Annotated in this window: 15 protein-coding genes; 7 read left to right on the plus strand and 8 right to left on the minus strand. The window is 61.1% G+C overall.

Features of this window, described 5'->3' with window-relative positions; all coding sequences use genetic code 11:
- Positions 1 to 5 precede the first annotated feature (5 nt).
- From N434_RS13140 to N434_RS13170, 7 genes are all read right to left on the minus strand, one after another.
- A complete protein-coding gene (locus tag N434_RS13140) occupies positions 6 to 761 on the minus strand; it encodes an SDR family oxidoreductase (protein WP_065117264.1) in 756 nt (251 codons plus the stop codon).
- Positions 758 to 1,744, minus strand: a complete 987-nt coding sequence (gene denD, locus N434_RS13145; RefSeq protein ID WP_110758252.1) for a D-erythronate dehydrogenase — start codon at positions 1,742 to 1,744, stop codon at positions 758 to 760. Before denD ends, N434_RS13140 begins: the two co-directional genes overlap by 4 nt.
- Before the next feature lie 43 nt (positions 1,745 to 1,787).
- Complete coding sequence (locus N434_RS13150) at positions 1,788 to 3,299, minus strand: tripartite tricarboxylate transporter permease (protein ID WP_065117262.1); 1,512 nt, start codon at positions 3,297 to 3,299, stop codon at positions 1,788 to 1,790.
- The gene (locus N434_RS13155; RefSeq protein ID WP_110758254.1) at positions 3,296 to 3,748 is read right to left on the minus strand and encodes a tripartite tricarboxylate transporter TctB family protein; all 453 of its coding nucleotides are present in this window, start codon (positions 3,746 to 3,748) and stop codon (positions 3,296 to 3,298) included. Before N434_RS13155 ends, N434_RS13150 begins: the two co-directional genes overlap by 4 nt.
- A gap of 73 nt (positions 3,749 to 3,821) precedes the next feature.
- Positions 3,822 to 4,490, minus strand: a complete 669-nt coding sequence (locus N434_RS13160; RefSeq protein WP_110758255.1) for a 4-carboxy-4-hydroxy-2-oxoadipate aldolase/oxaloacetate decarboxylase — start codon at positions 4,488 to 4,490, stop codon at positions 3,822 to 3,824.
- A gap of 95 nt (positions 4,491 to 4,585) precedes the next feature.
- Positions 4,586 to 5,539 carry a tripartite tricarboxylate transporter substrate binding protein gene (locus tag N434_RS13165; protein ID WP_110758257.1) on the minus strand — a complete coding sequence of 318 codons (954 nt, stop codon included), beginning with the start codon at positions 5,537 to 5,539 and terminating at the stop codon, positions 4,586 to 4,588.
- A gap of 94 nt (positions 5,540 to 5,633) precedes the next feature.
- Positions 5,634 to 6,521, minus strand: coding sequence for a LysR family transcriptional regulator (locus N434_RS13170; protein ID WP_110758259.1), 888 nt, complete (start codon positions 6,519 to 6,521; stop codon positions 5,634 to 5,636).
- Between the two features lie 198 nt (positions 6,522 to 6,719).
- Here N434_RS13170 and N434_RS13175 point away from each other — a divergent pair, with 198 nt between their 5' ends.
- The gene (locus tag N434_RS13175) at positions 6,720 to 7,649 is read left to right on the plus strand and encodes a DMT family transporter (RefSeq protein WP_110758261.1); all 930 of its coding nucleotides are present in this window, start codon (positions 6,720 to 6,722) and stop codon (positions 7,647 to 7,649) included.
- Here the strand turns inward: N434_RS13175 and N434_RS13180 are convergent.
- Complete coding sequence (locus tag N434_RS13180) at positions 7,618 to 8,544, minus strand: DMT family transporter (protein ID WP_110758264.1); 927 nt, start codon at positions 8,542 to 8,544, stop codon at positions 7,618 to 7,620. The two genes, N434_RS13175 and N434_RS13180, sit on opposite strands and share 32 nt — an antisense overlap.
- Before the next feature lie 195 nt (positions 8,545 to 8,739).
- On the opposite strand from N434_RS13180, the gene accB reads away from it, so the two are divergent.
- Genes accB through N434_RS13210 form a run of 6 tightly spaced genes read left to right on the plus strand, consistent with a single transcriptional unit; the run spans position 8,740 to position 13,530 of the window.
- Positions 8,740 to 9,204, plus strand: a complete 465-nt coding sequence (gene accB, locus N434_RS13185; RefSeq protein WP_110758369.1) for an acetyl-CoA carboxylase biotin carboxyl carrier protein — start codon at positions 8,740 to 8,742, stop codon at positions 9,202 to 9,204.
- Positions 9,201 to 10,595, plus strand: coding sequence for an acetyl-CoA carboxylase biotin carboxylase subunit (accC, locus tag N434_RS13190; RefSeq protein WP_110758266.1), 1,395 nt, complete (start codon positions 9,201 to 9,203; stop codon positions 10,593 to 10,595). Before accB ends, accC begins: the two co-directional genes overlap by 4 nt.
- Complete coding sequence (locus tag N434_RS13195) at positions 10,592 to 11,032, plus strand: acetyl-CoA carboxylase biotin carboxyl carrier protein (protein ID WP_110758268.1); 441 nt, start codon at positions 10,592 to 10,594, stop codon at positions 11,030 to 11,032. Before accC ends, N434_RS13195 begins: the two co-directional genes overlap by 4 nt.
- Positions 11,029 to 11,742 carry a 5-oxoprolinase subunit PxpB gene (gene pxpB, locus N434_RS13200; RefSeq protein WP_110758270.1) on the plus strand — a complete coding sequence of 238 codons (714 nt, stop codon included), beginning with the start codon at positions 11,029 to 11,031 and terminating at the stop codon, positions 11,740 to 11,742. Before N434_RS13195 ends, pxpB begins: the two co-directional genes overlap by 4 nt.
- On the plus strand, positions 11,739 to 12,737 hold the full coding sequence (locus tag N434_RS13205; protein ID WP_110758272.1) for a 5-oxoprolinase subunit C family protein: 999 nt from the start codon (positions 11,739 to 11,741) through the stop codon (positions 12,735 to 12,737). The genes pxpB and N434_RS13205 overlap by 4 nt, the downstream gene beginning before the upstream one ends.
- 25 nt (positions 12,738 to 12,762) lie before the next feature.
- On the plus strand, positions 12,763 to 13,530 hold the full coding sequence (locus tag N434_RS13210) for a 5-oxoprolinase subunit PxpA (RefSeq protein WP_110758274.1): 768 nt from the start codon (positions 12,763 to 12,765) through the stop codon (positions 13,528 to 13,530).
- Positions 13,531 to 13,616 lie beyond the last annotated feature (86 nt).

Here is a 13,616-nt window from a genome sequence, read left to right on the forward strand (position 1 = left end):
GCTCCTTAGCCGCGGCCGACGAAAGGCATGCCGCTCGCCATCACGGTCATGGTCAGCACATTCGCTTCCAGCGGCAGCGAGGCCATATGCACCACAGCCCGGGCGACGATACTCGCATCGATGGTCGGTTCGATGGCGGTGCTGCCATCCGCCTGCAGCACGCCGGTCGCCATGGCGCGCGTCATCTCGGTGCTGGCATTGCCGATATCGATCTGCCCGCAGGCAATGTTGAATGCCCGGCCATCCAGCGCGGCCGACTTGGTAAGGCCAGTGATCGCGTGTTTGGTCGCGGTGTATGGCGCCGAACGTGGCCGCGGCGTGGTGGCCGAAATCGAGCCATTATTGATGATGCGCCCGCCCTGCGGCGACTGCGCCTTCATCTGACGAAACGCCGCCTGCGTGCAAAGGAAAGCGCCGGTTAGATTGGCTCCCACCACGGCATTCCAGGTTTCGAACGGTACATCTTCGATATGGACCGCCGGTGCCGACATGCCGGCATTGTTGACCAGAAGGTCGAGGCGGCCGAAACGTCCGGTGACCTCCGCAAACAGCCGTTCGACATCGACCGGAAGGGAAATATCGGCCGCGACGGCCAGAATACGGTCTCCATGTTCCCGCCATTCGGCAACGGCAGCATCAAGAACCTCACGCCGCCGACCCGTTATTGCGACACTGTAGCCATCTTCCAGAAGGGCTGCGGCAATCGCCTTGCCGACACCTGTTCCTCCGCCCGTGACGAGCGCGACCTTTCCCTTAGTCATACTGCGTTTCCCTCCAGTTCATCTTCCACATGCGCCTGAATGATTTCGGCGAAGGATGTTTCCGCCCTGAAGCCGAGCGACAGAGCGAGCTGCGGATCGTAATCCTCGGCCCAGCCGTCGACGATCCGGATGATCCGTTCGTCGGGAACACGCTTGATAAGCGCCACAGCCTTCTCCCCGGCAAAGGCGCGCAGGGCCTCGATCTCGTCGGCCACCGTGGCCGAAAGCCCCGGCATGATGAGATTGCGACGAACGCCAAGCCCGGAAAGATCGACGGTCGCGGCGCGCAGCAGGAAGGCGACGGCCGAGCGCGGGCTGGCGAACCAGTGGCGCACGGTATCGGCAACGGGTAGCACCGCTTCCTGGCCGACCAGCGGTTCGCGCAGGATATTGGAAAAGAAGCCGGAGGCGGCCGCATTCGGCTTGCCGGGGCGGATGCAGATGGTCGGCAGACGGATGCTGACGCCATCAAAGAAACCACGACGGCTATAATCCGCAAGCAACAGTTCCACGATCGCCTTCTGCGTGCCGTAGCTGGTCAGCGGCGCGGTCAGGAACTCATCGCCGATCACCTTGGGGAATGGCGACCCGAACACGGCGAGCGACGAGCAGAACACCACACGAGGACGATATCCGTCCTTCTGATGTTCCAGACGAATGGCTTCGAACAGCGAACGTCCGCCATCGAGATTGATGCGATAGCCTTTTTCGAAATCGGCTTCCGCCTCACCTGAAACCACGGCGGCGAGATTGAAGATCACATCCGGCCGTTTTGCGATCAGCTTTTCGGCGACGCCGGCATTCGACAGATCGCTGCGCTCGACGGTCACCGTGCCGCCAAAACCTTTTGGCGCAACCGGCTCGAAAACATCCGTCAGCGTCATAGCGCTGATCTTCACGCCGCCAAGCGTTCCGTCGGAAGCAAGACGTTGCGTCAATTTGCGGCCGATCATTCCGGCGGCCCCGATTATCAGAATGTGCATTGTTTCACCTTTGCTTGGCCAGCAATGCCGGCTCGATTGATTATCAGTCGTCGTCACCCTGAAACACCACCTCACGACGGCGCATGATCGCCGGCATCGCCATCATGATGACGACCATGCCGGACAAGGCGAGCAGGGTGGCACTGATCGGATGGGTGACGAATGTCGAAAAATTGCCCTGCGAGATCAGCAGCCCGAGGCGCATGTTCTGTTCCAGAAGCGGACCGAGGACGAAGCCCAGCACCAGCGGTGCCGGCTCGCAGCCGATCTTGCGCAGGAAGAACCCGACAATGCCGAAGACCGCGCAAAACAGAACATCAACGACGCTGTAGGACAGGCCATAGGCGCCGATGGCGCAGAACATCAGAATGGCGGGGCACAAAAAGCGGTAGGGAATGCCGAGAAGGCGGACCCAGATGCCGATCAGCGGCAGGTTCAGCACCAGAAGCAAAAGATTGCCCACCCACATGCTTGCGATCAGCCCCCAGAAAAGGTCGGGCCGCGACTGCATGACCTCCGGTCCCGGCGTAATGCCCTGGATCATCATCGCCCCGACCATCAGCGCCATCAGCCCGTTGGCGGGAATGCCGAGTGTCAGAAGCGGAATGAAGGAGGTCTGCGCGCCGGCATTATTGGCGCTTTCCGGCCCCGCCAGCCCTTCGATTGCGCCCTTGCCGAAACGGGACGGGTCCTTGGCGATCTTGCGCTCCAGAGCATAGCTGGCAAAGGAACTCATGATCGCACCGCCACCGGGCAGCACGCCGAGGAAGGAGCCGAGCGCGGTGCCGCGCAGCACGGCGGGAAAGGCCTGCTTGAAATCTTCTTTCGTGGGCATCAGCGATCCGGTCTTTGCCGCACCCGCATCACGCTCCACGCCCTGCTGCAGGTTGAAGAGAATTTCGCTGACGCCGAGAAGCCCGATGGCCAGCACCACGAAATCGATACCGTCGAATAGCTCCGCCATGCCGAAGGTGAAGCGCTGCTCGCCCGATGTCGGATCGATGCCGACGAGGCTGAGCGCGATACCGAAGGCGACCATGCCGACCGCCTTGACCGGCGATCCGCTCGACAGGAACACGGCAAACAGCAACCCGAAGATCACCAGACTGAAATAATCGGCCGGCCCGAAGGCAAGCGCCACGGCCGAAAGCGGCTTTGCGACAACGACGATCAGCACAGTCGCCACCGTGCCGGCAAAAAACGACCCGAGCGCTGCCGTGGCCAGCGCCACACCCGCCCTGCCTTGGCGAGCCATGGCATAGCCATCGATGCAGGTGACGACGGATGAGGATTCGCCCGGCAGGTTGACGAGGATCGCCGTGGTCGAACCGCCATATTGCGCGCCATAGAAAATACCCGCGAGCATGATCAGCGCCGCCGTATCCGGCATCGTATAGGTGATGGGCAGAAGCAGTGCGACGGTGGCGGAAGGGCCGATGCCCGGCAGGATGCCGATCATCGTGCCGAGCGTGACACCCAGCAGGCAGTAGAAAAGGTTTACCGGCGTGACGGCCACACCGAAACCAAGAACGATATTGGAAAGAAGATCAGTCATGGCAGCAACGGTATCCTCTGTCCGAGGCCCACAACGAAAATGAGGATGCAGGTAAGGATGAGCACCGCCGAAAGCAGCAGGACCTCAACCGGCCGGATCCTGCCATAGGCGATGCAGGCGAGCACGATCAGCACGAAAGCGGCGGCGATAAAGCCCAATGGCTCGATCAGCAGCGCAAAACCGACAATGCCGGCCACCGCCAGAAACGGACGCATTTTCGGCGCCACCCAGGCTTCGGACGGTGTCTTTCCCAGCAGATCCTGCAAGAGCAGCGCGATACCCAGTGCAAACATCAAGGCCGCGATGACCGTCGGCATATAGCCGGGTCCGGGCTGGAAATTGGTGCCCATGCTCAGCGGCCGCGCGCCGTAATAAAGCCCGGTGGCGGCCACCAGAAAGAAAGCCCCGGACAGAATATTCGCCGTCAGTTTCGAGCCGTGTTCGGCCATGATTATCTCCCCTCCTCGTCGAGGAATACGCCGCGCCTCCCGACACGGCGTATTCAGATGCCGGATTGCTGGCTCAATCGGCCCAGACACATCCCTTCGAGCGCATCATTTCATAACGATCCTCGATATCCATCTTGCCCTGACGGTGCAGTTCCATCATGTGGTTCTCGTGATCGTCGCGCTCCTGGCAGGCCTTGACGAGTTTCGGGATATCGTTCTCACGAACGACGACGACGCCGTCATCATCGCCGCAGATTATATCGCCGGGGCTGATCAGTTCGCCGCCCACCACAACCGGATGGTTGATGGTGCCGAGCGTGTCCTTGGAAGTGCCCTTCATGCAAAGCCCGAGCGAAAACACCGGGAAGCCGATCTCGCGCAGACCCTTGCCATCACGCACGGCGGCGCTGACCACGAAGCCGACAATGCCCTTGCCGATGCAGGCGGCAGCCAACACATCGCCAAAGCCCCCCTGATTGGGATTGTCACCGCCATCGATCACCAGCACATCACCTGGCTTTGCCAGATTGATGGCTTCGAAAATCATCAGATTGTCGCCGATATGGCATTTCGCGGTGATCGCCGGGCCGCAGATTTTCAGGCCGGGCTTGATCGGCTTAATGCGATAATCGAGAGCACCGAGCTTGCCCTGCGCCTCGTGAATGGTGGCGGGGCTGAATTTGCTGATCGCCTCGATATCGGCTCTGGAAGGGCGCTGGAAATTGCGGATGACATGGGCCATTGGCCGGGTTCCTTTCAACAGTGGGTCATAGCCGGGCCGCAGGCCGGCCCAGGCGTCATTTGGTTGGGGTGAGAGAAGCGGTCGGTATCGGCCGCTTATTTTGTCCAGGGCTTGCTTTTCCAGAGCTCGGCCAGATTGGCGTTGCCCTTCTTGAGCGCCTCGGCAAATTCGGCCTGCGTCAGCGGCAGCGTCGTCAGTTCGCGCTTTTTGGCATCGGCAAGATAATCCGGGTCCTTCAGCGCCTTCTGGAAGGCATCGACCAACTTTGCCTCCACCTCCGCCGGCAGGCCTTTCGGCGCACCGAAACCGGCAAGCAGGCTGAACTGAACATCGTAGCCGGCCTCCTTGAATGTCGGCACGTCAGGTGAAAGCGGCGAGCGCTCGGTGCCCGAAGTCGCCAGCACACGAAGTGCGCCGGAACGGTTGTCGGCGAAGACCTCGTTGAGGTTCATGAAACCGAGTGTGACGTGGTTGCCGAGCATGGCAAGCCGCGCCGGCCCGCCACCATTGAAGGGCACGAAATTGAGCTTCACACCCGCCGCATCCTCAAACAGCAGGGCAGTGATCTGGCTCGGATGGCCTATGCCCGTCACACCGACGACGACCGGGTTCGCCTTGGCCGCCTCGACGAATTCCTTGGCGGTCTTGATCGGTGACACCTTGTTGACGGTCAGCGCCAGATCGCCACCGATCTGGTTTGCGAGCGGCGTGAAGGCGTCTTCCTTGTAGCTGGCATTGCCCTGCACGATCGGCGAATACATGGACGGAAAATTCAGCGCCCCGATGGTGTACCCGTCAGGTTTCGCATTGGCGATATAGGTCGCGCCGATCAATCCGCCGGCACCTTCGCGGTTTTCCACCACGACGGATGTGCCGAGATATTTTTCGAGATAGGGCACCAACGCCCGCGACTGGATATCGGTGCCGCCGCCGGCCGGATAACCGATGACGAGCGTCACCGGCCGCTCCGGATATTCCGCCGCCGCCCCTCCCGCAGCCAGCATTCCCGCCGCTACCAGCATGCCGAACAGAGATGTTTTCAAACGCATATCTTTTCCTCCCCGATACGCTTTCAACGGGGAGGCTAGGAAGAAGCCATCAACAATACAAATACCGAGTTTTCAATTTACCCATACATATTGTTTATGGGTTGAATGCCGGCTCGCGTCTTGCAACCGCCCGCAACAGGTCGCGGAACAGCCTGAACGTTCGCTCATCCACTTCCCTGCCCTTCAGCAGATGGATGGAGCGATAAATGACGGGCTCGGTAATATGAGCGGCCTGAAGCTGACCGGCCTCCTGCTCCTGCTGCACTGAGTTCCATGACAGGATCGTCGCGCCAATACCGGCGCTGACGGCGCGTTTGATCGTATCCTGCCCGTCGATCTCCATGGTGACATTCAGTGTAATACCGGCACGGGCAGCGGCCTCGTCGATCGATATACGCAGCGGATTGTCCTTCGGCGGCAGGATCAGGTTAAGCCCTGCCGCAGCCTCAAGCGGGATTGACCGACCGATAGGCCTTGAAGAAACGGCAAACAGGCTCTCCTTGACGATAAGATCGTCGGCCTTGTCCTCCGCTCCCACCAGCGCAACGGCCATATCCACCTTGCCGAGACGGATGAGCCGCAGGGATTCGTCATTGCGCGCCTCTATCAGCCGCAGCGACACCTTGGGCATCGAAGCGGCAACCTCGCTGATGATGCTCGGCGCAAAGGCTGTGGCCCAGGAGGGAATGAGGCTCAGCCGGATCACCCGCTCGTCCAGATAGGCCATGGCCCGGATTTCCGCTTCCGCCTGCCGCACCTTCTCGGTAATCTCCCGCGCATGGGAAAGCAGGACTTCACCCTTTTCCGTCGCCTTCACGCCGCGCGCCAGCCGGTGCAGCACGGGAAAACCCACCAGCCGTTCCAGTTCCGTGATGTGATGGCTTAGCGCCGGCTGAGCTATCCCCAATTGCCGCGCCGCCGCCGACATGGAGCCGCAATCGGCGATCGCGACCAGATATCGCAGCCTGCGCAAATCCAACATGCCCGCTTAAACCTCCCGCCGGTTAGAAATGCGATCATGACACCAAATCACCGCGGTGGCCTAGGGGAAAAGCGCCGTGCGGTGGTCCTGCCGCTCTTCAAGGGAGTGATGGGGTAAGACAAGATTCTTATGACAGCCGGCTAAGGCTTTTCTCAATGTCTTCCCCATGACACGGTCCTGACTGCGATGGGGAGCGGGATGAATCCTAAAACCGGAATTTTGCTCAAGCTGACGGCCATGCTGGCTTTTACAGTCATGTCCGCCTGCGTGAAGGGCCTGGACGGGGCGATACCCGTCGGCGAAGTTGTCTTCTGCCGGGGATTTTTTGCCCTCATTCCCCTCTGTCTCTGGTTCATCGCCTCGTCCGAGCGGATAACCGTGCCGGCCCGGAAAAACATCGGCCGCCTGCTCGCGGGCAGTTCGGCCGGGCTTGGCGGCATGTTCTTCGGCTTTCTGGCGCTCGCCTATCTGCCGCTGGTGAATGTGACGGTGCTGAGCTACACGACACCGCTTTTCACCATCATGCTGGCGGCGCTGCTTCTAGGCGAAAAAGTGCGGATATACCGCTGGTCCGCCGTGCTCACCGGTTTCATCGGCGTCTTCATCACGCTCTCGCCGAAACTGATTTCCGATGCCGCCTCAGGCCCGGCCCAAATCGACAGGGTCGCAATGATCGGAACCGCACTGGCGCTGACCGGTGCGCTTTGCGCGGCCTTTTCCTCCATCGCCGTCCGCCATCTGAACAGTATCGAAAAACCATCGCGCATCGTACTCATCTATACGCTGACGGGTGTGGTGGCCGGCCTCGCCACGCTCGGATTCGGATGGAAGATGCCGGACTTTCACCAGTTCCTGCTGCTCGCCGGCGGCGGCCTTGCCGGCGGCATCGGCCAGATCACCATGACGCTCAGCCTGCGCCATGCCCAGGCCTCGCTGCTGGCGCCCTTCGACTATACGACGATGATATGGGCGATCGCACTAGGCTATCTCTTCATGGCCGAAGTGCCGACGGGCGCAACGATCGCAGGCGCGCTGACGGTCATCGCCGCCGGGCTTTTCGCCATGTGGCGCGAAAACCGGCTGGCGAAACAGGCCGTCAGGGCGCCGACAGCGTCAGCTGTTCCGTGACCCGCTTTTTGTGCAGCCGCCTTTCCCGCCACAGCGTGAACAAACCGGCGGCAACGACGATAGAAGCCCCCAGAATGGTCGTCAGGGCCGGAACCTGATCCATAAAGGTGTAACCGATCAACAGCGCCCAGATCATCGTCGTGTAATCGAACGGCGCCAGCAGCGAGGCCTCGGCATAACGCAGGCTGAGCGTCACCAGTATCTGCGCGGTTCCGCCAATGAGACCGGTGCCGATCAGCAGGGTCCATTGCCACGCGGTCGGCATTGTCCAGCCCATGCCGATGCTCGCGAAACCAATGACGGTTGTGAGCAGGGTGAAATAGAAGATGATCGCCCCGGTATTTTCCGTCTGCGTCAAATGCCGGATCTGGATCATCGATATGGCGGAGAAAAAAGCCGCCGCCAGACCGAACAGGCCGCCGAGCATGGCGACGCCGGAACCGGAAGCGACATCCGAAACATCGAAGGAAAAATGCGGCGACAGGATCAGCACGATGCCGCAGAGCCCGACGACCACCGCTGTCCAGCGATAAATCCTGACGACTTCCTTGAGAAGCAGCACCGCCAGAATGACGGTGAAGAGCGGTGTCGCGTAGCTGATGGCCGTCGCGTCAGCCAGCGGAATATAGGCGAGCGCCAGATAGCTGAAGACCATGCCGCCGGTGCCGGAAAAACTTCGCACCAGATGGCCGCCAATATGGCTGGTTGCCACCTGCCTTCGAAAACCGCCCTGCGCCGCCATCCACAGACAGAGCGGCAGCATGGCCACAGCCGACCTGAAGAAGACCACCTGCCCGATGGGTATCTCGCCCCGGAGGCCGCTGATGCAGGCGCCCATCAGCACCAGAGCGAGCGCTGCGGAGATTTTGAGGAGAATGCCTTTGCGGGAATCCATGGTTCGTTTCCTTCGGACGTCTTTGAACCGTTTCACCACGCAAAGGCGGGATATCAAACCGCAAAGCAGTGTCCATAGGAACTTCGTCTGACCCCATCAATCCCGCCCCCATGGTAGCTATTGCTGATGGACAGGGTGCGGATTCCGCTCCGCCCGCCTGCCGCCGTGGGGACAAAAAAGACGTTGGAAACCAATATGGATCTGGAAAAGATCAAGAAACTGATCGAGTTCGTCGGCTCTTCGCGAGTATCCGAATTGACCGTGAGCCAGGAGGGAACCACGGTCCGGATCATCCGCGAAAACAATGCCGTTTCACTGCGGGCGCCATCATCGCAGCCCCGGCCCGTTGCGGTAGCCGAAACGGCATCCGAGACACCCCGCGCCGAAGAACAGGCGCCAGCATCCGCCGCAGCCGCGCCGGCGTCATCCGGCATCGTCGCAGCACCGTCATTCGGTCTTTTCCATCGCGCCCCCAGCCCGGGTGCGGCACCTTTCGCCGAGATCGGCGATGAGGTTAGGCAAGGACAGGAACTCTTCATCATCGAGGCGATGAAAGTGTTCAATACCGTGAGGGCCGAACGAAGCGGCAGGATCGCCAGATTTATCGCTAATGACGGCGAAGACGTCGAACTCGGACAGCCAGTGCTGGAGTTCGAATGATGGATGCGACACTCCCAAAGGCAGCGGCCGAACAAAGAACATTCGACAGCGTCCTCATCGCCAATCGCGGCGAGATCGCACTGCGCGTGCAGCGCGCCTGCCGCGAACTCGGCCTGAAGACCGTCATGGTCTATTCGGAAGCTGATAAGAACGCGGATTATTTGAAGGCGGCCGATACCGCCATCTGCATCGGCCCGGCATCCCCCGGCCAGAGCTATCTCAACGCGCCGGCCATATTGCTCGCGATGGAGCTGACCGGTGCTGGCGCGGTTCACCCCGGTTATGGTTTTCTGTCCGAAAGAGCATCTTTTTCGGAAGCCGTGGAGGCGGCGGGAGCGGTCTTCATCGGCCCACGCGCCGACGCCATCCGCACCATGGGCGACAAGATCGCGGCGAAGCGAGCGATGATGGCGGCCGGCGTGCCCTGCGTTCCCGGCCCCGATTCCGCCCTGCCGGATGACGCCGTGGAAGTTGCGAAAATCGCCGCCGAAATCGGTTATCCCGTCATCGTCAAGGCGGCCGGCGGCGGCGGCGGGCGCGGCATGCGTGTCGTGCGCGCGGCCTCCGCCCTTCAGGACGCCGTGCTCGTCACGCGTGAGGAGGCAAGCCGGGCCTTCGGAACGCCGGAACTCTATATCGAGAAATTCCTCGAACATCCGCGCCATGTCGAAATTCAGGTTCTCTGCGATGGTCAGGGCGGCGGCGTCTGGGTGGGGCTGCGCGACTGTTCCATGCAGCGCCGGCACCAAAAGGTCGTCGAAGAAGGTCCGGCCATCGGCATCCCGCCTAATGTCGCGGCTTTCGTCGGCAATCGCTGCGTCGAAGCCTGCCGCCAGATCGGTTATCGCGGTGTCGGCACCTTCGAGTTTCTTTACGAGAATGGCGAATTTTATTTCATCGAGATGAATACCCGCCTGCAGGTGGAACATCCGGTCACGGAAATGACCTCGGGCGTTGATCTGGTGCGTCAGCAGCTTCTCGTCGCCCTCGGCCATCCGCTCGAGATTTCGCAGGAGGACATCGTCTGCGAAGGCCATTCGATCGAATGCCGCATCAATGCCGAAGACCCCTATAGTTTCATTCCCTGCCCCGGTTTGATAACGGCCCTTCACCTGCCGGGCGGCCCCGGCGTGCGGGTCGATACGCATGTGACGGCGGGTTACAGGGTGTCCGCCCATTACGATTCGCTGATCGCCAAGCTCATCGTCCACGCGCCGACCCGTGAACAGGCGATCCTGCGCATGCGCCGCGCGCTTGGCGAAATGCGCATCGAAGGTGTTTCCACCAACCTGCCGCTGCATCGGGAAATATTGCAGGACCCGGCCTTCTCCGAAGGCGGCACGGATATTCATTACCTAGAACATTGGCTTGCAGCGCGGAGTGCCCAGTGAAGCGACAGCCTGTTTCCATATCCCGCTACAGCGAGCCCGGCACGATTGCCGATCTTGCCACTCACCTCGAGCGCAACAACGTCTCCGCCATCGAGATCAAGACCCCCGATGGGTCATTGAAGATCGTTGCCATGGCAGGTGGCCAGGCCCCTGCCGGAGAGCGGCCCATTGAAACGAACAAAGCGCCGGTAAAGGCGGGGGATATTCTTGCCCGTGCACCGATGGCCGGCATCTTCACAGCCGCCCATCCGCAGCGCCCAGACCGGGCGGTTCAGGCAGGACAATCCGTAGTGAAAAGCGAGATCGTCGCATTCATCGCGGTCGGACCCGTGCTTGTTCCGGTCATCGCCGAAAAAGCCGGCACCGTCAGCGAAATCGTGACGGAAGCCGGAGCGCTTGTCGGCTATGGCTCCCCCCTTCTCAAGACCGAAACATGATGGTGACGTCGATGAGCAACCTCCCGCTGAAAACGCCCCACCTCACCCCTGCCCATCTGGGCCTGCCGAAAATCTCGATGATCGGCAACAGAACCTTTCTGATCGAAGCGCCCGGCGAGCTGGACCTGCCCGCCCAGCGGCGCATCTGGGCGCTGACGCGCGCGCTGAAAGATCGCCCCGAGGTGCTGGAACTGATACCCGGCATGACCAACCTGCTGATCGTGCTGCGCGGCACGCCTGAAGATGCCGGGCATCTGCAGGACGACCTTCTCGACCTCTGGCAAAGGACGGCGGAGCTCGATCTTCTGGGCAAAACCATCGAGGTGCCCACGACCTATGGTGGCGAACACGCCATCGACCTTGCGGCGATCTGCGATTATTCCGGCCTACCCGATAAGGAGGTTGTGCGCCTGCACTTCGAGCGCACCTATACGGTTTTCGCCGTCGGCAGCGCGCCTGGTTTCGGTTATCTCGGCGGTCTCGATCCGCGCATTTTCATGCCGCGCAAAAAAGTCCCTTCGCTTCGTATGTTGAAGGGCATGGTGACGATTGGCGGCATGCAGTCCGGCATCTCGGTTCTGACCGGGCCGAACGGCTGGAATTCGCTGGGTTTCACCGAAATCACCATGTTCGACGCCACAGCCGAGCAACCGGCTGTGCTGGCGCCCGGCGACCGGGTTCGCTTCCTTCCCGAAAGGATCGAACTATGATCCATATTCTTGCCTGCGGACCGCTGAACACCGTGCAGGATCTCGGCCGCGCGGGTTACCGCAATATCGGCATCACCGCCACGGGCGCGATGGACCCGATTGCCCTGAGGGTCGGCAATCTTCTCGCCGGTAACGGCGAAGAGGCCGCGGCGATTGAAATCCAGACCTTTCCTTTCCGCATCGAATTCGAAGAGGCGCTGACCTTCGCGGTTACTGGCGCGGACTGCGCCGCACGGCTCGATGGTGCGGATCTGCCACCCTACTGGTGTGTGCGGGCCGAGAAGGGTCAAATCCTCGAGCTTTCGACCCCGCTGAAAAATGCGCGGGCCTATCTCTGCCTTCAGGGCGGCGTCGATGTGCCGGTGGTCATGGGATCACGAAGCACCTCGCTTCGCGGCTCTTTTGGAGGCCATGAGGGACGCCATCTCACCACCGGCGACAGGCTGCCGGTTCTGCCATGCGAACCACCGGCGCTGCCGGCAAGCGGCCTCGGTGTCATGCCGCTTACCGAGGCGATGCCGGACATGTTTCCGGTGTCGGAAAAAGGCGAATTGCTGCTGAGGGCCATTCCAGCCGCCGAACATGATCTTTTCGGCGACAGCGCCGAACGTTTCTGGTCGGAAGCCTGGAAAATCACCTCACAGAGCGACCGCACCGGTTACCGGCTGGCCGGAACACCGCTGACCCTTTCGGCCCCCGTGGAACTACGTTCCTATGGTGTCATCCCGGGCGTGGTTCAGGTGCCGCCGAGCGGCGAGCCGATCATCCAGATGAGCGACGCCAACACGGCCGGCGGTTATCCCAAGATGGCTGGTATCATCGACAGCGATCTATGGCGGCTCGGCCAGGCCCGCATCGGCAGCCGCATCCGCTTCGTGCAGGCAACGGTGCGCGAGGCGCTGGAGGTCGAAAAGGCGATCGACGCCTATTTCGCGGATATTCGCAGAACCCTGCCGCTGGTTAACGCCGCACTCGGCACGCTGACAAAACGATAATCCTGAAGAACAAGGAGAGGGAACCATGAAGATCGATGTTAATTCCGACATGGGCGAAGGTTTCGGCGTCTATAAGGTCTGCGACGACGAGAAGCTTATGGAAGTCGTCTCTTCGGCGAACATCGCCTGCGGCTTCCACGCTGGCGATCCGGAAATGATGGCGCGCATGGTGCGTCTTGCCAAACAGAACGACGTCGGCGTCGGCGCCCATCCCGGCCTTGCCGACCGTCTCGGCTTCGGCCGCCGCGAAATTCCCGTCGATGCGGAAGAAATGGAACAGCAGGTTCTCTACCAGCTCGGCGCGCTTTCGGCGATTGCGAAGGCGCAGGATGTCGCGCTCTCCCATATCAGCTTCCATGCCGCCATGGGCAACATGATCAACCGTGATGCGGCCCTTGCCGAACGGATCATGAAAAAGATCAGGGCGGTCGATCCCGAACTCATCGTTTTTTCGATGCCGGACATGCTGATCGAAAAGGCGGCGCTGGATTGCGGCCTGAAAGTGCTCAACCTCTTCCTCGCCGACCGGGCCTATGATGTGAAAGGCCAGCTCGTGCCACGCAAGCTGCCCAATTCCGTCATCAAGGAAGAGGGAAAAGTTCGTGCGCGGGTGCGGCAGTTTCTGGAAAAAGGCACGGTCACGACCATCGAGGGCGAAATCATTCCCGTTCGCGCCCGGTCGATCCTCGTTCACAGCGACACGCCCGGTTCACTGGAGCTTGCGCGCACGGTGCGCAGCGAAGTGGAAGCCTGTGGCGGCAGCGTCGTGCCGGCTCGCGAAGTGGTCGCCTGAAGCGGCATACGCCTCATATCATGAAGCACAAAAAGCAAGGCACCGCATTCCATGTCAGGAGCGCGGTGCCATAATTTTGTCGGCTA

Origin of the sequence: Rhizobium sp. UGM030330-04 (genome assembly GCF_003208455.1) — a bacterium.
In the GTDB taxonomy this organism is placed as follows: domain Bacteria; phylum Pseudomonadota; class Alphaproteobacteria; order Rhizobiales; family Rhizobiaceae; genus Agrobacterium; species Agrobacterium rhizogenes_A.